This is a genomic window from Wenzhouxiangella psychrophila (assembly GCF_042310375.1).
Taxonomy (GTDB): domain Bacteria; phylum Pseudomonadota; class Gammaproteobacteria; order Xanthomonadales; family Wenzhouxiangellaceae; genus Wenzhouxiangella.
The window spans coordinates 59,763-79,369 of the sequence record NZ_JBHJMQ010000010.1 but is presented as its reverse complement, the minus strand read 5'-3'; the positions used below and the strand labels follow the sequence as shown (position 1 = coordinate 79,369).

Genomic DNA, 19,607 nt, shown 5'->3' with positions numbered 1-19,607 from the left:
GCGCCTTGCAACAGGCACTTTGCGCGCCATTGTACTGTCTTTTACGGTCAAGGGACTATGCTCAATCCATAAAAGTTCCGTTAATTCAGGTATTTCAGTCAGACAATTGAGACACTGGTCACGCAATTTCCCCGCTCTCGGCAGCCACCTCGTACCAGGCCGATTCCAGTCGTTGTCGCGAGGTTTTCTCGGCCGTTCCCAGCTTTTGCGCGAACTGCTGGACGCGATATTCCTCGATCAGCCAGCGATAGCGATCGAGCGCCGGAGTGTACCAGCCACCCTCGGCCAGGTGGTCGAAATAGCGCTGCCACCACGGTTGCACCTCTTCCATCCGCTGCTTGTCGCGCACGGGATCGAGCTCCAGCGCCTCCAGTCGCAGGCGGAGCGCCTCAAGATAGCGCGGGTAGCATGACAGCCTGTCGGCTTCGATGTCGTCGAGAAAACCGGCGTACATCAGGTCGTCGAGCTGGCTTCGCATATCCTCGAATGCAGCCGGCACGGCCTCCTCCAGGGAATCGATCCACATCGATAGCTCATGCCATTTTCGAAGACATTCATCGATAGTCTTTGCCAGTTCGCTGTAATTTCCCAGCAATTCCCGACGAACGGCGCTCGCCAGGTGATCGAAGGCGGCCGAGTCCCGAACCGCCCAGGCATCTCCCAGAGCATATCTCAGCACCAGATTGCGCAGTGCTTCGGTAAGCGCGCCGACATCCTCCACGCGCGTCCAGGCCAGCTGGGCCTCGCGCGACAGGCCGTGGTTCTTCTTGAGATATTTCCACTTGTCGCGTAGCGCTTCCCGAAGAATCACCAGTAAACCTTCCCGATGAGCATGCCGTGCATCCGACACACTGTCGAAAAGTCGCACGCCGACGCGATTTCCCTGGTCCACCACTGCCGGCCATGCGCGGTGACCGCCGCGGGTCGTGATCACTTCGGGCAGGTCGGGAAACTCGTCCGGGCCCAGCCCGTCTTGTTGCCACTCTCCGGCCTGACGATCCATGAACTCGCGCCGGGCCTGGTCACTGAAGCGTTCGATCAGCGCGTCGATTTCCCGGCTCTGGCCCAGTATTTTTCCGCCCTCGCCTTGTACGCGCACCAGGAAATTCAGGTGTCTCGGCAGCTTTTCGAGCTTGAAATCGCCCGGCCCCACGGCCATCCCCGACATGCGCGTGAGCGCCTCGGCCAGCCGGTCGATCAGCGCTCCCTCGGGTGGTCCCAGGGACTCGATGGCCGCACGCGCGTAGTCGGCCGCCGGCACCAGGGAACGGCGCTTGGCCTTGGGCAGACTGGCGATCAGGGCCGTCACCTTCTCCTCGAGCAGCCCGGGCACCAGCCATTGCAATCGGCCGGGCTCGAGCCGGTTGAGCAGGTGCAATGGGCAGTCCAGCGTGACGCCGTCTCGCTCGGAGGCCGGATCGAAATGGTAGTGCAGACGAAAGCGCTCCGGCTCCATCGCCAGCGACTCGGGAAAAGCCTCCTGGCCGGCCAGCGGCGCCTCGTCTCTCAATAGCGTGGCGCGGTCGTAGAGCAAGCGCCCTCGCTCGTCCTCGTCGAGTTTCTCGTACCAGCGGGCGAAGGCCTTGGTGGTGTAGATCGCCGGCGGCAGACGTTCGGCGAAGAAAGCTTCCAACTCGGCTTCGGCGGCCAGCACGTCGCGGCGGCGGCGCTTGTGCTCGTGCTCGGCCAGTTCCCGCTTGAGCGCGGCATTGCGCTTGAGAAACTCGGCCTTTGCATGTATCTCGCCGCGAACCAGGGCGTGGCGGATGAAGATCGAGCGGGCGGTGTCCGGATCGTGCGGCCCGAAGTGAATCCGGCGCTTTTCGACCAGCACAAGGCCGTGCAGGCTGAGCTGCTCGAAACCCATCACTCGCCCGGAGCGCTTGTCCCAGTGCGGGTCGAATACCCGGCGCTTGAGCAGGTGCGCGCCCTGCTGCTCCAGCCATTCGGGTTTCACGGGCGCGACCATGCGTGCATAGGGTCGTGCCGTCTCCACGAGCTCGGCCGCCATGATCCAGCCGGGATTGCGCTTGGCCAGCACGGAACCGGGAAAGATGCGGAACTTGTGGCCGCGCGCGCCCTGGTATTCGCCGCTCTCCTGGTGCTGGCCCACCATGCCCAGCAGCCCGGCCAGCAGGCTGCGATGAATCGCTTCCGGCTCGGCCGCGCCGAGCTTGCCCGCCCGCCAGCGCTCGTCCCTGGCGATCTGCTTTAACTGGCCGTGCAGCTGCCCCCACTCGTGCAGGCGCTGGGGCGCGAGGAAATGCCTGCGGGCCAGCTTGTCGGCCTGGCTGCGGGAGTGCCCGGCCCGTGCGTCCTGCCACCACCGCCACAATTCCAGCAGGGTGAGGAAGTCCGAACCCTGGACCACGAACTGCTGGTGAGCCTGGTCAGCGGCCTGCTGCTGGTCCAGCGGGCGGTCGCGGACATCCGGGATCGACAGGCCGGCAACCAGCACGAGCATTTCGGCCAGCGCGCCGCGCCCGGCGGCCTCGACCAGCATGCGGGCGTGGCGAACATCAACCGGCAGGCGCGCCAATTGGCGACCCGGCTTCGTCAGTCGACGCTCTTCATCGATCGCACCAAGCTCGAACAGGCTCTGGCGCGCTTCGCCGATCAGCCGTTTAGGCGGCGCATCGACGAAGGGGAATTCCTCGGGGTCGCCCAATCCGAGGGCCAGCATCTCCAGCACCACGCCGACCAGCCCGGCACGCTGGATTTCCGGCTCGGTGAAATCCGGGCGCGAGAGAAAATCAGTCTCGTCGAAAAGCCGGATGCAGGTACCCGGTCCGACGCGGCCGCAGCGCCCGGCGCGCTGGTTGCAGGAGGCCTGCGAGACCGGCTCGACCGGCAGGCGCAGCACCTTCGAGTGCGCGGCGTAACGCGAAATCCGCGCAAGCCCCGAATCGATCACGAAGCGGATGCCCGGCACCGTCAGGGAGGTCTCGGCCACGTTGGTCGCCAGCACGATACGCCGGCCCTTACCGGTCTTGAAGATCCGGTCCTGGCTGGCCGAGGGCAGCCGGGCGTAGAGCGGCAGCACCTCGGTGTGCGACAGGTTGGCACGTTTGAGCGCCCTCGAGACCTGGAAAATTTCGCGCTCGCCGGGCAGGAAGACCAGGATATCGCCACGCGAGTCGATGCGGCTGACCGTGTCGACCGCCCGGCGCACCTGCTGCGGCAGATCCTCGCTCTCATTCGGTTCCTGGTACTGGATATCGACCGGGTAGCCGCGGCCCTCGACGGTGATCACGGGGGCGCCGTCGAAGTGCTCGGCGAATCGCTCGGTGTCGATGGTCGCCGAGGTGATGATGATCTTCAGGTCCGGTCGGCGTTGTGTCAGTTGCTTGAGATAGCCGAGCAGGAAGTCGATGTTGAGGCTGCGCTCGTGCGCCTCGTCGATGATCAGGGTGTCGTAGGCGTCGAGCAGGCGATCGTGATGGACCTCGGCCAACAGGATGCCGTCGGTCATGAACTTGATATAGCTCTCGTCGGAGACCCGGTCGGTGAAGCGCACCTGGAAACCGACTGCCTGGCCGAGGTCGGTGTCCAGTTCCTCCGCCACGCGGCGTGCCACCGAGCGCGCCGCGATACGCCTGGGCTGGGTGCAGCCGATCAAGCCACGCTCCCCGCGGCCGGCATTCAGGCAAAGCTTGGGCAACTGGGTCGATTTGCCCGACCCCGTCTCGCCGGCGACGATCACCACCTGGTTGTCGCGGATGGCCTCGACGATGCTTTCGGCATGCGCGCTGATCGGCAGATCGGGCGGCTCGCCGGTGTCGGGCCGGTTCTCGGCCCGCAACTGCCGCCTTGCCCGGGAATCATCCAGCCATTGCCGATATTCGTCGAACAGGCGCTGCCGCTTCTCGGCCGGACCGCGAAAGCGCGCCAACTGCTTGTGACGCCGCTTCAGCCCGGCAATGTCGCGCTGCATCACCTCGGCGGGATCGAAGGTCGGGATCTTGCTCATGGGGGCGTATTGTCGCCTTTTGGTGGGTGGAGTGGGAACGGGTGGTGCCGGGAAATGCCGGCCCTAACGCGGTGCGCGGCGACCGGGTTCGTCATCGCGGTGGGGGCGTTATTGGTTCGCTGGTTCGCTGGTTCGCTGGTTCGCTGGTTCGCTGGTTCGCTGGTTCGCTGGTTCGCTGGTTCGCTGGTTCGCTGGTTCGCTGGTTCCACAGCGTGCTCACTCAGGCTGGCATAATGCAATGCCGATAGGCATCAAATCATCGATTTCGTGCCGTACGATCACTCAACGAGCCAACAAGCAAACAAGCGAACCAGCCAACCCAATTCATGAATTTCACCAGCGACAACGAAGCGCCGGCTCATCCGGCCATGATCGAGGCGATCTCGCGGGCCAACGAGGGCTTTGCTACCGCCTATTCCAACGACAGCTACAGCAAGCAGCTTGATCAACGCTTTTCGGAACTGTTCGACACCGACTGCAGCGTCTTGCCGATCGCCACCGGCACGGCGGCCAACTGTGTGGCCATCGCCGAACTGAGCCCGCCCTGGGGCGCGGTGCTGTGTCACGAGCTGGCCCACATCCACAACGACGAAAACGGCGCGCCGGAATTCTTCTCCGGCGGCGCGAAGCTGCTGCCGCTTGCCGGCGACAACGGCAAGCTCGATGCCGATACGGTGGCGGCCACCATCGACAGCGCGGGCGCGCACGGCGTTCACAACGTCAAGCCCTCGGTCGTGTCGATCACCCAGGCGACCGAGTGCGGTACAAGCTATCGGCCCGAGCAAATCAGGGCCATCGCCGAAGCCACGCACGAGCGGGGACTGAACCTGCACATGGACGGCGCACGCTTCGCCAACGCCGTGCATCACCTCGATTGCCATCCCGCCGAGACCACCTGGAAGGCCGGGGTGAATGTGCTCTCCTTCGGCGCGACCAAGAACGGGGCACTGACGGCCGAGGCGATCGTCGTGTTCGGCCACCCCGAATGGCTGGAAGGCATGGAGCGGCGACGCAAGCGCGCCGGCCACCTGTTCTCGAAGATGCGCTATATCTCGGCCCAGCTGCTGGCCATGCTCGATGACGACCTGTGGCTGGAGCTCGGCGGAATCGCCAACGCGCGTGCTACGGAACTCGCCCGGGGCATCGAAGCTATCGAGGGCGCCTCGCTGTACTGGCCGGTCGAGTCCAACGAAGTTTTCATGAAAGCCTCGCCCGAAAAGCTGGCCGCGCTCAAGGAAAAGGGCTTCCAGTTCCACATCTGGCCGGGCCACGACGATCTCGCGCGGCTGGTTTGCTCATGGGCCACCACGCAGGAACAGGTCTCGGCTTTTCTCGAAGCACTCGATTCGTAGGTCGCGACGCCGACCTGCAATCGCAATCAACAAGCGAACGAGCCAACCAGCAAACCAGCCAACATCACTTAACGTGCTTGCCGCCGGTCCAGCCGCCCGACTGGAGCACCTTCTCGCCCAGCGCTTTCGGGCCGTCTTCCAGGTCGGTGGCCATGGAATCGTTCCAGCGGTTGAGAAAGCCATACAGGCACACGGCCGCCAGTAGCTCGACGATCTGGTCCTCGCTCCAGTGCTGCTTCAGTCGCGCCATGAGTTCCTCGTCGACGCCGTTGGGCACGGAGCCGGCGGCCAGCGCGAAATCCAGCGCCGCGCGCTCGGCTTCCGAGTAGTGCTCGCTGGTCTGGTATTCCCATAGCGCCTCGAGCTTTTCATCAGGCAGGCCGCTGATACCCGCGGCCACGAGTGAATGGGCCTCGCAATACTGGCAGCCGGCCGCACGGCTGGCAAAATGCGCCAGCAGGCGCTTGAATGCCGGATCCACGCTCCCTTCGGGCTCCATCACCGCGGCGGTCAACTCGCCGAAGGCCTGCACGATCTTCGGCCGCCGCTGCATGGTCAGCAAGCTGTTGGGCACAAAGCCTAGAATCTCTTCGAAGTGCTCGAAAGTCTCAGCCAGCTCCGGGGTATGATCTGCCGGCAAGGGATCAATATGTGCCATAAGAAATAACGTCCGTACCATGAAAGCAAACCACTATAAACCCCAACCCAACCTCAGTAGTACCTGTCACTTCCCACTTCACACTTAACACTTAACACTTCGAGCCCCATGCCCCACGACCAGCCCGTCATCCCGGTCACTTCCCGCGACGGCCATCGCTTCGAACTGATCCACGTCGCCGCCGAGCAGCCTCGCCACACACTGCTGTTCCTGCCCGGCATGGGCCTGAGCGCACGCCTGTTCATCCGTTTCGCCCGCTCACTGGCAGACCGCGGGATCGAGGTTTTCATCCATGAATGGCGCGGCAATGGCTCGTCGAGTCTGCGCGCGAGCCGGCAGTCGAACTGGGGCTACCGAGAACTGATCGATGATATCGGCGCCGCCCGCCGGGCGGTGACGGAACATGCCCCGAAAGGCCACATGCTCGGCGGCCACAGCCTGGGCTCGCAGTTCGCCTGCCTGAGCGCCGCCTCCGAAGCACAAGGCTGCCGGGGACTGGTAATCGTCGCCGGCGGTTCGCCCTACTGGCGCGCCTTTCCCTGGCCCATGAAAGCGGTAATGATGGCCACCATGTTCGCGTTCCCCGCCCTGGGTTCGATTTTCGGCTACTACCCCGGAAAACGCGTGGGTTTTGCCGGCAACGAAGCGCGAGACGTGATGGCCGACTGGGCGCGCAGCGCGCGCTCCGGGCAATATCGACCTTCAGGGGTGGATATGGACCTGGAAGCCGGCCTGCAGGCACTCGAGGTCCCGGTATTGGCCCTGGATATGGCCGACGACTGGTTCGTGCCACCCGGTTCGCTGGATTGGCTTCTGGGCAAGCTGGGCAAGTGCGATGTCTCGATGCGGGTCATCGAGGCCAAGGGCGATACACAAAAAGCAGATCATTACGCGTGGATGAAGCAGCCGGAACGAACGGCGGAGGCAATTGGGGAATGGATTACGCTTTAAGCACCAAATTCGAAGCACCAAATCTCAAACAAATTCGAAATACCAATGTTCGAATGACGGAAACGGTGGGTTAATCGTCATCTTCCAGCATTGCGGCAACAAGCCGTGCGTACGCTCGCTCCCTGAACGAAGTCGGGCGAGCCAAACCCAGCCGGTCCAGCTCCTCGGCATGCGCTGCAGGCCGACCACGTAGCAGGGCTCGTAACAGGCCCATCTTGTCCGACGATAGCCGCTTCAAGCGCTCCAGGGCGGGAATGAGACGCTGCTCGACTTCGGTGAAGTCACTGCCGAAGGGATACTCGGAAAACATGGGTCGAAAATCCTGGAACGCCTGCTCGAGATGCGCCGGCGTATTGCGCCGGGCCGCGGCAGGCACTTCCCAGTCGGCATCCAGTTTGCCCGCCAGCTTCGCCTGCTCGACCAGCTCGTCCTGGAAACGGGCATCCATGATGCCGACCATCGCCTTGATGCATTCCTCGTCGGTGCGGCCACGAAGTTCGGCCACACCGTACTCCGTCACTACCAGGTCGCGAAGGTGGCGCGGAATGGTCGTATGCGGGTACTCCCAGACGACGTTAGATGACGCACCCCCGCTGCTGTCCGTGCGCGTCGAACGGAGCATCAACACCGAGCGCCCGTCGTCCATGGCATGCGCCATGGCCACGAAGTTGTACTGGCCGCCAACGCCGGAAACCACCTGGTAATCGGCCAGTCCGTCGGAGACAGCCGCACCGGTCGCCGTGACCATCATGCAGGTATTGATGAAACAGGCATGCCGCCGCTGCGCGACTTCCAGCGCTTCCTGCCCGCCGTAGAGCTGGTTGATCCGCCCCACCCCGTGCATCCGGAAGCGCGGACATTCAGAACCGTCCAGCTCGCGTAGAAAGCGGTAGAACTCGCCGCTGCCCAGGAAGAATCCGCCGTCCATGAGAGCGCCCGTGCCGGCCTGTTCGACGGACTCGCCGGCGTTGAGCCGCAGTTGGGTTTCGAGATCATCGAATACCTCACGCTTGAGAATCCCGGCCCGGTAGAGATGCATGAAACCGTCCATGAACATCTCGCTGGCGCCGTAGAGCCCTTGGTCGAAGCTGCCGAGATGCTCGAAACTGGCCGAAGGCGCGTCGAGCCGGTCGACCAATTCTCTGTAGGCGTGGTTGTCCGCCTGACGATGAATCATGGCATTGACCAGGGCGTCGCTGAGCGAGCCAATACCGATCTGGAGCGTTCCGCCATCTGCCTGAAGGCGTGAGGCGTTAACGCCCACTGCATGATCCTGCAGCGAAACGGAGGGGCGCGGCACGGCAAACAGCGGCTGTCGCGGATCTTCGTCGATCACCTCATCGAAGAAATCGGCATCAACCACGGCGTCGCCATGCATGAACGGCAGCTCCGGGTGGACCTGGGCCACCGCCATCCAGGGCCAGTCAGCTTCCTCGCGCAGACGTTGCGTGACATCCAGGGTCACGTCGGGATTGCACGACAGACTGTATCGACCCTGCTCCGGTCCGGCCACGAGCTGCAGCAACAGGTTGATGCCGCGGCCGACCAGGTCACGGGCCACGTGCGTGTAATTCGACGACACGTAGTGGCGCTGCATGAGCGATACGCCCAGCGCCGCCCCGGACTGAAAGTAGAATTCGGTGATCCGGATGTTGTCCGGTACGGATCCGGCATGCTGGTCTCTAACGTAATCCAGTCGCGGGTAATCGGCGCCGAAAAGCCGTTCGACGGCCGGATCCATCAGGCGCTTGGCAAGCCAGTGCGAAGACTCGGGCAGGTCCAGCGACAGTGCCGTGACGACCTCCAGTTGCAGATCCCGATCATCGCAGGCGCGCCGGTAGAGGGCGTTGACCAGCCGGTTCGGCTTTCCGAGCCCCAGTGGAAGGCCGACCACCAGTCGTCGTCCGACCCGCTCGATGATACGGTCGATCAGGTCTTCATACGGTGCCGTAGTATTCTCAGTCACGCCGTTTCGTCCCGTCCTCGTTATCGATAGAATGCAGGCAATCGGACACCACCCACGCACACTATCCTCGCACACTGGATTTCCCGCGCAGCCGTGCCCAAACTGACCTGCTCATGCACTACTACCCGCTACTGAAGAATATCCACATTATCCTGGCGCTGACCAGCGGAATCGGCTTTGCGCTGCGCGGATTCATCCGGCTCGTGCTGGTGCGGCCGCTGCAGCACAAGGCCTGGAAGATCGCGCCGCATATCGTCGACACGCTGCTGCTCGCCTCGGGCGTCACCCTGTGGATCATCGTGGGCTGGCCCGTTCTCTCCTGGCTGGGCGTCAAGCTCTTGCTCGTGGTCGCCTACATCGTGCTGGGAATAGTCGCCTTCAGAGCCGACCGTCAGGCGCGCGCCACGGCTTTCTACCTGCTGGCACTGATCGTGTTCGTGACGATCGCAGCATTGGCGCTACACAAGCCGCTGTAGGACGCCTCTGCACAACCCTGCGCGGAGTGTCCCACAAATAAAAAAGCCCCGGCAGAGCCGGGGCAGCCAACAACGCATGAACCGTCAACGGGAAGGGGGAGATTGACGACTCAAACGCCCAACAATCATGCAACGCGGTTTCTGGCGTTACGTCTTGGTAAACCTCAGGGAGTCGCCACGAATCCACGGTTGCTTTGCCCCCGATCCGACGAGTAGGCAAACTCACCGTTCGACCCGGGCAGGAAGGCGACGAGGAATTCCTCCTGCCGACTTCCCTGAACCTGATTGACAACGACATGGGCACCGGCCTGGTCGAAGACCACCTCGGCATAGCCCCAGATATTCACCGAACCGCTGCAGCCCGAGCTTTCACCCGACGAACCGCTGCCAGAGCCCTGAACCAGCAGGCCCGGCCCGTCACTGCAGCTTTCGCCGGAAGAACCGCTACCCGAGCCCTGGACCAGGACCTGGCCTCCGTTCTCGAACGACTCGCCGGCATCACCGCTGCCCGACCCCTGGACCAGCAGGCTCGAGCCCCGGGAGCCGGCCGACTCACCGGCCGACCCGCTGCCGGACCCCTGCACCATGAGCCCCATGGAAAACACGTCGTTCGCGGATTGAAGTACCGAATACAGTGGAATGCGTGCATAACCCGACCCATCGATCGGAGCTGTCGATGCGCCCACCATCACACCATCCTCCCCGTGAACCGAGACGATGGCGTGTCCGTTCTTGTCGGAAATCGCCAGCCGCGTATCGGCGGCAAGCGCAGTAACGCTGAGCAGCATTGCGGCAAGCGCGGCCAGAACCACCGTCGCGCGGACAAGGCCCGTTCCGGACTTTTCGATGCCGGTGCCGGATTTTTCAATACCCGTACCGCTTCGCTCGATTCCTGTACCTGATTTTTCGATCACGTTCACCATAATTCGCTCCTTCCTGAAGCATTGAATTGAAAAGGGGATGGTCAGGACCTATCCGGGTCAGAAGGACTTTCCCAGTAATACCAGCCCACGCCTACTGAACACTCGGAGACCTCTGAAGGCTTCTTCTCCTCGGCCTCCATGCAGCTTTCGACTTCCAGAATGTGTCGTTGCAGAACCTCTCTGAGGTTGCTGCGCAACTCTTCCACCCGATGCGCCGGAATGCGCATGGACCAGCGATCCTGCTGCAGCCAGGGCGAAGCACTCGAGGGCAAGCCACTGGTGTTGTGAATGACCGACTTGCCCAGACGGTTGATGGCCAGGCTGCCCGCTTCGATAGCGGTCCGCTCCGACTCCTTGACCGGCTTGTAGAAAGGGTCGACAAGCCGAACCTTCATGCCGTCTTCCAGAAGCTCGACATTGCCGCTTTCGAGCAAGCGCTCCAACGCCGTCTGCGGCGTAACCGCGCGCCCCGCGGCCCGGCTGACGAGGCGCTGGAAAGTGCCATGCGGACCGTGGATCAGAAGCTCGGCCGGTTCACCCGTTTCACTGTCCGCGAACGCCTCGTCCTTGTTCCACATCTCCAGGATGGCGGCTTCGGAACAGACGTCAGAAGCGGCATAGGTCCGATCGGGGTTCTCCTCGAAAGTCTTGATGGCCCGTCCGTCCATGCCGCACAGCAAGGCCAGCGCGGAACGCGTTACTTTTCGATCCGGGTTCTGCCGTTCGAGGTAGTCTCTGGCCTCTTCCACATAAACCTCGCGGACGAGGCTCACCAGGGCCGCACAGGACACCCGGCCGATCGCGAACCGCACGATGGGACGCACCATCCGCGTCATCGCGTCCACCAGCCACCCGATATCCTGATTCTGTTGCTCGTGAGCGAGTGCACCAGCCATCTCAGATCTCCAGCATTTGGGGTTTGTGGAAGTAAAAGCCCTGTGCGAACTCGACCCCGAGTGAACGCAGTGCCTCCACGTGTTCGGATGTTTCGGCGCCTTCCGCAATCACGCCTGCACCGAGCCCCCGCCCAAGCGTCTTGATGCTTTCCACGATGGCGCGCTGGTTGCGGTCGACGTGCACGGCGCTGGTAACACTGGTATCGATCTTGAGCAGGTCGACGATCCCGGCCGCGCACAGATCGAAACAGTTGACCCGGCTTCCAAAGTCATCGAGCGCGATCAGCAAGCCCGCCCGGCGCAGGCGCTGCGCATTGGCCACCAGTGAATTCTTGTCCCGGCTGCGACCGTATTCGATCAACTCCAGGCAGATGGAGTGTCCGCCCTGGAGGGCTCTGCGTTGAAAATCGAGCGCAGTCTCCACGAACAGGGAGCTGGTCAGCGATTCCGGGTGCGTGTTGATGCTGATGCGTGTCGGCTCGTCACGCTCGATCAGCCAGGCACCGACTCGGCGCAGCACTTCGAGGTCGGTCGTCACCACCGGGCGTTCGAGATAAAGCCGATCGATGAATTCGCCCGGCGACCGGCTGCGATACGGGCCGTGAGGCCGAATCAAGGCCTCGTACCAACGATGTGCACGGCCAAATCGATCGCTCGACGAATCCAGCGCGCGAATCTCATGGACGGCGAATGTGCAGAAGTCGGCCGTTGCCTGCAGCGGCGGTGTGCGAGCGACCTGAGCATCCATGCGGGCATTCCTCTTTTTGGGCGTTTGCCAATTTTGGCTATTGACAATATCGGCATTTGCCATAAATTGCAACCCCTTCGACGGGACGGCACATGGACGCTTGTGGGGGATCCCTGCCATCCGCTACTGTTATGCGCACGCAAACGGTCCCGGCCCCGGGGCAAGCCTTCACCAGGGCCGTGATTCGAGCCGATACACAAGGGAGATATCGATGCCCAGCATTCGCCTGGCCGCGCTCTGGCTGGCCGTGCTCGCAACGGTCGGCTGCCAGCCATCCGATCCGGGCACCGGACACCAGGAAAAGGTGTACCGGCATGCCATCGACGGAGCGCCGACCAGCCTGGATCCGGCGCATGCCGACAATGTCTACGCCGCCACCCTGGTCAAGAACCTGTTCGATACCCTTTATCGCTACAAATACCTGGAGCGCCCCTACGAACTCACACCCAATCTGGCCGAGGGCTTTCCGGAAGTCTCGGACGATGGGCGGGTCTACCGGATTCGACTGCGTGCAAACGCCCGGTTTGCGGACGACACGGCTTTCCCGGGCAGTCACGGACGGCGGGTAACCGCCCAGGACGTTGTCTACTCCATGAAACGCCATTTCATGGCCGAGACGCGCTCACGCGGCGCGTGGCTGTGGCGCGACCGCATCGCCGGGCTGGAAGACGGCGTTGAGATCAGCGATCCCCAGGAACCGGTCGCCGGACTGCGGGCCATCGATGACCGCACCGTTCGCATCGAGCTGACCGAAGCCTTTCCCCAATTCCCGCATACCCTGGCCATGGCGCTTTCGGCGGTGGTGCCGCACGAAGCGGTCGAGCACTACGGAGAATCGTTCGGCGTGAATCCGGTCGGTTCGGGCCCATTCACGCTGCAACGCTTCGACGAATCCCTGGCCGTTCTGGAACCGAATCCGAACTTCGACCGGGGCACCATCAATCTTGACGAAGAAGGATACGACGCCGACCGGCACGCCGAGTATGGGCTTGAGACAATAGACGGACAGCCCTACCCCTTGCTCGACCGCCTGGAAATCCACTTCATTACCGAACCGACGGCTCGCTGGAGCAGCTTTGCCTCCAGCCGCGGCGTGGACGCCGTCATGGTGCCGCCGGAAATGGCCGACCGTGTACTGGAACAACGTCAACCCTTGTCGCTCCGGCCGTCCATTCGCGAGCGCTACCACAGCCTCACCGGGCTGGAAGCCGGGTTCGTGTTCCATGGATTCAACATGGCCAACCCGGCCATCGGCTACAACGACGATCCACAACGCGAGCGGCGCAATCACAAACTTCGCTGCGCCATGCGCGACGCGTTCGACTGGACGGCAAAGAACCGCGCCTTCTATCACGGCCTGGGAGCGGTCTTTCCCGGCGTCATTCCGCCGCTACTCGACAGCCATGACCCCGAAGCAGCCCGGGAATCCATCAGGTATCGCCCCGAGCGCGCGATGGAGCGGCTCGAGTCGGCCGGCTGGCACGACGAATCGCTTCCTCAGCTCAACTATGGCCTCGAGGCAAGCGTCCAGCAGCGGCAGATGTTCGAGCAGTTTCGCGCCTGGATGCAGGCCGTCGGATTTCCGGACGGCAGCTTCCGGCCACGGTCGTTTGCCAGCTTCGGCGAGTACGCACGCGCCATCGGCCGGGGCGAGCTGGATATCTTCCTGCTCGGCTGGACCCTTGCCTACCCGGATGCCCAGTACGCCCTGCAACTTTTCTACGGCCCGAACGCCGCGCCGGGGGCCAACAGCATGAATTACGCCAACCCGGAATTCGATCGCCTGTTCGAACGGGCCTCGAGCATGGCCCCGGGGCCCGAGCGCACCCGGATCTATCGTCGGCTCAACCAGATGGTTATTGACGACTGCGTCATCATCGGCTCGCTGGCAAGAACGCGCCTGCACCTGTGGAGACGGCACGTGCGCATGCTGCCGGACCGGGAAATGGTCGGTGGCTTCTTCCTGCGCTTTGTGGATGTGGCCGTCGAGAGATGAGGCATGCGGGGGACACCCTCGGCCGGCAGCTTGCGCGACGCCTGGGCAGCGCCATGGCGCTCCTGCTGGGCGTCACCCTCGTCAGCTTCACGCTGACCGTTCATTTCGGGCCCGATCCGGCCTGGGAACAGCTCGGCCGAAACCCCACGCCCGAGCAGATCGAACAGGTACGCCACTCACTCGGCCAGGACCGACCGTTTCCGCTGCGCTACGCCGGCTACCTGATGAACCTGGCTCGGCTTGATCTTGGCCATAGCTACGCCAACGGCGAACCGGTTCTCGACCTGCTTGCCCGCACGGCACCCATTTCGCTGTTGTTGCTGGCACCGGGCTTCCTGCTCGGAATCGTCCTCGCCCTGGTGCTGGCCCTGGCGGCCGCCTGGCGGCAGCGCGGCCGCCTGGACCGCTTCTGCGACCTCGCCTCGGCTACCGGCATGAGCCTGTCGCTGGTCATCATCGTTATCGCCCTCCAGGCCGTCTTCGGCGTCTGGCTCGACTGGTTTCCCGTTCGCGGCTGGCGTGTGGACACTCCGACCGACTACCTGATGCATGTGGCGGTGCCGACCATGGCACTGATTGCGGCGAACATGGGCTACAACCTGCGATTCTTTCGCGCGGTATTTCGTGACGTACTTGCCGACCCACCGGTACGCACGGCACGCGCCTACGGTTTCGAGGCACGCCGCATCGCAACCGGCTATGTCCTGAGAGCGGCAGCGCCGCCGATCCTCACCCGTGTTCTGGTCGCGATCCCGCTGATCGTCATCTCCGGCAGCCTGATCATCGAATCGCACTTCGGCATTCCCGGCGTCGGCCTGATCACCTGGAACGCCGTCATGTCGGGCGACCAGCCCGTCCTGATGGCCGTCGTTAGCCTGTCTTCGATCCTGTTTGTACTGGCCCTGACCGTCACGGACCTGCTTACCGGGCTGGCCGACCCGAGGTCGCGCGGCACATGAAGGGGCGGCCGCCTGCAACGCGACAGCGTCCTGCGCCGGAGTTGCTGCCCCTGGCTATCGTGCTCGCCTACCTGGTGGCCGCCGCCGGCGTCTGGACGGGGCTGTGGGGCACCGAATGGGCAGCCATCAGCGGAGAACTTCGCGAACCGCCTTCGGGGCAGCACTGGCTGGGCACGAATCGGCTCGGCCAGGACGTGCTGCAACGCCTGCTCGCCGGCGCCGCCACTGCCTTCGAGGTCGGCGTGATCGTTGCCCTGGCAACAGTGATCTTCGGGGCATTGGTCGGCAGCGTGGCCGGCTTTTTCGCGAACCGGCCGATCGACGGGGTGGCGACCTGGCTGATCGGCACGATCGACGCCGTGCCGTTCTACCTGTTTGTTGCAGCCGTTGCTGTCGCGCTTCGGGGCTGGCCCGGCGCCATGCATCTGGCCATGATCCTGAGCTTCTGGACGCTGACGGCCCGACTCGTTCGCACCGAAACGATACGCTTGAGAAACCGGGAATTCATCCTCGCAGCCCGGGCGAGCGGCCTGAACACGCCCCGGATCCTTCTGCGTCATATCCTGCCCAACCTGGCGTCCTTGCTGCTGGTCCAGTGCTCGCTGGTGTTCGTTGCGGCCGTCAAGGCGGAAGTGGTTCTGAGCTTTCTCGGCATCGGCCTGCAGAACTCGATCAGCTGGGGCATCATGATCGCCGAGGCTTCCCAGGAAATACTCGCCGGCCACTACGGCAATTTCCTGGCCGCTTCTCTGGCACTGTTCGGACTCGTGCTGTCGATCAATCGTCTGACCGACCGGCTACAGGAAAGAATCGACCCCAGAACGCATGCATCAGCGCATCGACGGTTGCCCTGATGACGGGATTGATCTCGCAGAAGGAACTATCATCATGAAGAATCAACCACGGATGCGGGAGACACGGTTGAAGCGAACAACCCAAAGACTAGCGGCCCTCCTTATGGCTCTCATCACGCTGGCGGCATGCAGCGGAAATCTTCGTGAAGTTACCAACCAGCCGCCACAGGCTTCTCTCGACGGGCTGGAGAAGACATCCGACGGTGTCATCGTCGCGCTCGGCCTGCGTAACGTCAACGATGAGCCGCTGCAGCTCGACGGCGTCTCGATTACGCTGACGCTCGATGACGAGCCGCTCGCAGTAGGCGATCGGCATCTTCCGCTGATCATTTCGTCGCGCGGCCGGGAGGTCCTGCGTTTCACCCTCGCGGCCGAGCCAGCCGGTCTGCAGCGACTCAACGAACTGGCTACAGGTGACGTAGCGCGCCTGCCATGGAGCCTGGAAGCCCAATTGACACTCAGCAGTTCCGCCAAGCGCAGGGCACGCGCCAATGGCTGGCTGCATCCGGTACCCGGCCAACCGGACCGCTTTCGCTAATGGCCCACTAGCCGGACACGACCGTGCGGATGCTGGTGTTTTTTCTGCTAGTCGCGGGCCTGCTGTCGGCGTGCGACCGTGAGCCCGAACTCAGGCAGCATCGCCTCGCCGCCTTCGGTACGGAAGTCACCATCACGTTGCGTGCGGGGAACGACAACCCCGATGTAGTAACCGCCATCGACCGTGAATTCCAGCGAATGCATCGACAATGGCATGCCTGGGAACCCGGCATGCTCGGGGACATCAACGACGCTCTTGCCGAAAGTCGCGAGATCGAGCTCTCACCCGAAACCATCGAGATCATCAGGCGCGCGCGAGACCTCGAGGCGGCCAGCAACGGACTCTTCAACCCGGCCATCGGGCGACTTCTTTCAAGCTGGGGCTTTCACGCCAGCGATCTGCCCAAGGGGGCTGCGCCGGCCGACAATCTCATTGCCGACCTGGTCAGGCAATCGCCATCGATGGGCGACCTCGAACTTGGCAACCGAACACTATCGAGCAGCAACCCGGCAGTCCAGCTCGACTTCGGGGCCTATATCAAGGGGGTGGCGGTTGCAAAGGCGCTCGACATGCTTGCTCGAGACGGCATCGACCACGCCATCGTCAATGCCGGCGGCGACCTGGGCGTGATTGGCCGGCGCGGCAGCCGGCCCTGGCGAGCCGCCGTACAGCACCCGGACGGAGGAGGCGGCCATTACCTGGCCCGGCTGGACGTCGAGGACGGCGAGTTCGTCTTCACTTCGGGCAACTACAGGCGCTATCGCCGGGACGAGGGCATTCGCCACGGTCATATCATCGATCCGCGCGACGGCTACCCGGCCGATCAGGTCAGCTCCGTGACCGTCATCGATGTCGACGGCGGCAGCGCGGACGCAGCCGCAACGGCCCTGGCCGTGGCCGGCCCCTCGGAGTGGGCGCGTATCGCCGGGGACCTCGGCGTCGAGCGCGTGATGCGCGTCAACGCGGACGGAAGCATTTACATCACGACCGCAATGGCCGAGCGGATTCACTGGCACAAGCAGCAACCCGGGACCGTTCAGGTCATTTCACTTTCCGGGCGAGGCTGAAGCGGCGAAGCGTTCGAGCAACTCCTTCAGCGGCATGGGTCGACCGAACAGGAAGCCCTGCAACAGCTGACAGCCCAGCTCGGTCAGACGATCGGCCTGTTCGTCGGTTTCCACGCCCTCGGCCACTACCTGCAGGTGGAGGGCCTGGGCCATCTTCGCAAGCGCTTCGACCAGCGCGAGCTGCTCGGGACCGTCGTTCATGTCCTGAACGAAAACGCGATCGATCTTGATCTGACCGACGGGAAACTTCCTCAGATAGGTAACCGAGGAGTAGCCCTTACCGAAGTCGTCGATGGCCAGGCTGACACCCTCGGCGTTGAGCCGGCGCAACAGCCGATGCTGTCGGGTCTGGTCCGGCATGAGTACCGATTCGGTGATTTCGAAGGTCAGTCGCTCGCGCGCAACCCCGCTATCGTCGATCATCTCCAGCCAGCGCATGACCGTCTGGCGGTCATTGAATTCTCTGGGCGAACGATTAAGCGCCAGGCGGATATCCAGCCCCGACGCCAGCATCGAAGCGAGATCCTTGCACCCCCTGCGCAGTACGAAATTTCCCAGGTCGCGAATCACGCCGGTCCGTTCGGCCACCGGGATGAACTGGCCCGGTCCGAGCAGACCACGGCGGGGATGCTGCCAGCGCAACAGCGCCTCGACACAAACCACGCGCCGGCTGGCTGCCTCCACGATGGGCTGGTAATAGACCTGAAACTGATCTTCCGCCAGCCCCTGCTTGATCTCATTGTGCAGCTTCAAGTGCGAATCGGCCCGTTGCCGGAGCGAGTCGTTGAAGAAGTGGCTGGTGCCGCGTCCCGCCGACTTGGCTGCATACATGGCCAGATCGGCGTGCTTGAGCAAATCGCCGGCCGAGTGACCGTCCTCGGGATAGACCGCAATACCAATCGACCCGTCGATGGTCACATCGTGCCCCTGGATCGACTGCGCCGGATGCAGCGCATGCAGTAATTTGCCGGCCACGATTTCGGCATCCACGGGATCGGACAAGTCATGCAGCAAGACGACGAACTCGTCGCCACCGAATCGACCGACCATGTCCTGACCACGCAGGGTCACCCGAATACGCTCGCTGATACTTTGCAGGAGCTCGTCACCGGCATCGTGCCCCAGTGAGTCGTTGATCTCCTTGAAATGGTCCAGATCGATAAAAAGCAGGGCGAATCGCCGCTGTTCCCGCCTGGCCCGATAAATGGCCTCGCTGAGCTGGTGCATGAAGTACTGGCGATTGGGGAGCTCGGTCAGACTGTCGAACCGCGCCTGGTGTCTGATCGTCGACAGTGCGCCCTGCAACCGGCGTCGGCTGACCAGCAATCCGAAAATCATCAGCCCCAGAGCCATGTTCAGGCCGGATCCAATGAGCCACTGCCAGCGATAGGAAAGGAGTGGACTTTCCCAACTGCCGTCGGCCGGCACCGCTGCAAGCACCCAACTGCCAACCGGCAGCTCAACCGGTACCGTTACCGGTTCCTCTTGCCACAGGGCCGGTTCCCCCAGCATGATCTGGCCCGACATGCCCTTGCCGTCCTGCCCGCGCAATCCGATCCGCCAGCGCTGGGATGTCATCAGCCCCGCATCCCTGAACAAGCGCTCGTGGTCGATGACCACCGAAATGACGCCCCAGAACTCACCGTCAGCGCGCTTGTATACCGGGACGCGCCCGATCAGGGCGCGGCCGCCCTGTACCAGTTCAACGGGACCATTGATGACAATCTCACCGGCATCGATGGCAGTCTCGATCGATTGATATTGTTCGGCATTGGTGCGGTAATCGAATCCCAAAGCCGCTTCATTGCCTTCCCTGGGAAAGATATAGCGCACCACGAGATCGGGCGCGGCGGCGATGTGACGGGTATGCAGATCAGCAGTCAATAGCTCCGAAACCAGACGCTCGAACTGCCTTGTCTCCAGCTCCGGATTGAGCGCAATCTGGGCTCGCAGAGTTCGAACACTGATCAAGTTGGCGTTGAGCTCCCCTTCGACCCGGGCCCGAACCGCCGCCAACTCCTGCAGCGCGAGGAAGCGTTGTAGTTCAGCATCACGTTGCTGCTCACCATGAATGGTGCGGGTCAGCAAGAGCTGCCCACCCAAAAAAACCGCAAGTGCGGCGAGCAGGCTCAGTCCGGCGCGCACGCGCTCTTTCCAGCAGGGTGGAATATCATGAAAATCATTTGGTGTGGGTCCCCGTTTTTTGTTATCGACCCTGGTTTGACGACCAGAGTACTGTCCGGGACGGCGTTC

Annotated in this window: 15 protein-coding genes; 8 read left to right on the top strand and 7 right to left on the bottom strand. The window is 63.1% G+C overall.

Features of this window, described 5'->3' with window-relative positions; genetic code table 11:
• Nucleotides 1-118: 118 nt before the first annotated feature.
• On the bottom strand, nt 119-3,970 hold the full coding sequence (gene hrpA, locus ACDC66_RS12595) for an ATP-dependent RNA helicase HrpA (protein WP_376697084.1): 3,852 nt from the start codon (nt 3,968-3,970) through the stop codon (nt 119-121).
• Between the two features lie 326 nt (nt 3,971-4,296).
• Here hrpA and ACDC66_RS12590 point away from each other — a divergent pair, with 326 nt between their 5' ends.
• Entirely contained in the window at nt 4,297-5,322 is a 1,026-nt protein-coding gene (locus ACDC66_RS12590) for a threonine aldolase family protein (RefSeq protein WP_376697083.1), read from the top strand.
• Between the two features lie 64 nt (nt 5,323-5,386).
• Here ACDC66_RS12590 and ACDC66_RS12585 read toward each other — a convergent pair whose 3' ends face one another.
• Complete coding sequence (locus ACDC66_RS12585; RefSeq protein ID WP_376697082.1) at nt 5,387-5,980, bottom strand: carboxymuconolactone decarboxylase family protein; 594 nt, start codon at nt 5,978-5,980, stop codon at nt 5,387-5,389.
• Nucleotides 5,981-6,088: 108 nt separating this feature from the next.
• Here ACDC66_RS12585 and ACDC66_RS12580 point away from each other — a divergent pair, with 108 nt between their 5' ends.
• Entirely contained in the window at nt 6,089-6,931 is an 843-nt protein-coding gene (locus ACDC66_RS12580; RefSeq protein ID WP_376697081.1) for an alpha/beta hydrolase family protein, read from the top strand.
• Between the two features lie 70 nt (nt 6,932-7,001).
• On the opposite strand, the gene ACDC66_RS12575 is transcribed toward ACDC66_RS12580, so the two are convergent.
• Nucleotides 7,002-8,897, bottom strand: a complete 1,896-nt coding sequence (locus ACDC66_RS12575; RefSeq protein ID WP_376697080.1) for an acetyl-CoA hydrolase/transferase C-terminal domain-containing protein — start codon at nt 8,895-8,897, stop codon at nt 7,002-7,004.
• Between the two features lie 113 nt (nt 8,898-9,010).
• Between ACDC66_RS12575 and ACDC66_RS12570 the strand changes: the two genes are divergently transcribed.
• Entirely contained in the window at nt 9,011-9,373 is a 363-nt protein-coding gene (locus ACDC66_RS12570) for a SirB2 family protein (RefSeq protein ID WP_376697079.1), read from the top strand.
• 164 nt (nt 9,374-9,537) lie between these two features.
• Here ACDC66_RS12570 and ACDC66_RS12565 read toward each other — a convergent pair whose 3' ends face one another.
• Genes ACDC66_RS12565 through ACDC66_RS12555 form a run of 3 tightly spaced genes read right to left on the bottom strand, consistent with a single transcriptional unit; the run spans nt 9,538 to nt 11,940 of the window.
• Entirely contained in the window at nt 9,538-10,296 is a 759-nt protein-coding gene (locus ACDC66_RS12565; protein ID WP_376697078.1) for a hypothetical protein, read from the bottom strand.
• Between the two features lie 41 nt (nt 10,297-10,337).
• Nucleotides 10,338-11,192, bottom strand: coding sequence for a DUF6502 family protein (locus ACDC66_RS12560; protein ID WP_376697077.1), 855 nt, complete (start codon nt 11,190-11,192; stop codon nt 10,338-10,340).
• A gap of 1 nt (nt 11,193) precedes the next feature.
• Nucleotides 11,194-11,940, bottom strand: coding sequence for an EAL domain-containing protein (locus ACDC66_RS12555; RefSeq protein ID WP_376697076.1), 747 nt, complete (start codon nt 11,938-11,940; stop codon nt 11,194-11,196).
• Nucleotides 11,941-12,151: 211 nt separating this feature from the next.
• Between ACDC66_RS12555 and ACDC66_RS12550 the strand changes: the two genes are divergently transcribed.
• The 5 genes from ACDC66_RS12550 (at nt 12,152) to ACDC66_RS12530 (ending at nt 17,354) form a co-directional block, all read left to right on the top strand.
• Nucleotides 12,152-13,936: an ABC transporter substrate-binding protein gene (locus ACDC66_RS12550; protein WP_376697075.1), complete on the top strand. Its 1,785-nt coding sequence runs from the start codon at nt 12,152-12,154 to the stop codon at nt 13,934-13,936.
• Entirely contained in the window at nt 13,933-14,895 is a 963-nt protein-coding gene (locus ACDC66_RS12545; protein ID WP_376697074.1) for an ABC transporter permease, read from the top strand. Before ACDC66_RS12550 ends, ACDC66_RS12545 begins: the two co-directional genes overlap by 4 nt.
• Entirely contained in the window at nt 14,892-15,749 is an 858-nt protein-coding gene (locus ACDC66_RS12540) for an ABC transporter permease (RefSeq protein WP_376697073.1), read from the top strand. The genes ACDC66_RS12545 and ACDC66_RS12540 overlap by 4 nt, the downstream gene beginning before the upstream one ends.
• 103 nt (nt 15,750-15,852) lie before the next feature.
• On the top strand, nt 15,853-16,287 hold the full coding sequence (locus tag ACDC66_RS12535; protein ID WP_376697072.1) for an LEA type 2 family protein: 435 nt from the start codon (nt 15,853-15,855) through the stop codon (nt 16,285-16,287).
• Nucleotides 16,288-16,322: 35 nt separating this feature from the next.
• The gene (locus ACDC66_RS12530; RefSeq protein ID WP_376697071.1) at nt 16,323-17,354 is read left to right on the top strand and encodes an FAD:protein FMN transferase; all 1,032 of its coding nucleotides are present in this window, start codon (nt 16,323-16,325) and stop codon (nt 17,352-17,354) included.
• Here the strand turns inward: ACDC66_RS12530 and ACDC66_RS12525 are convergent.
• The gene (locus tag ACDC66_RS12525) at nt 17,334-19,499 is read right to left on the bottom strand and encodes a putative bifunctional diguanylate cyclase/phosphodiesterase (protein ID WP_376697070.1); all 2,166 of its coding nucleotides are present in this window, start codon (nt 19,497-19,499) and stop codon (nt 17,334-17,336) included. The genes ACDC66_RS12530 and ACDC66_RS12525 overlap by 21 nt on opposite strands.
• Nucleotides 19,500-19,607: the final 108 nt, after the last annotated feature.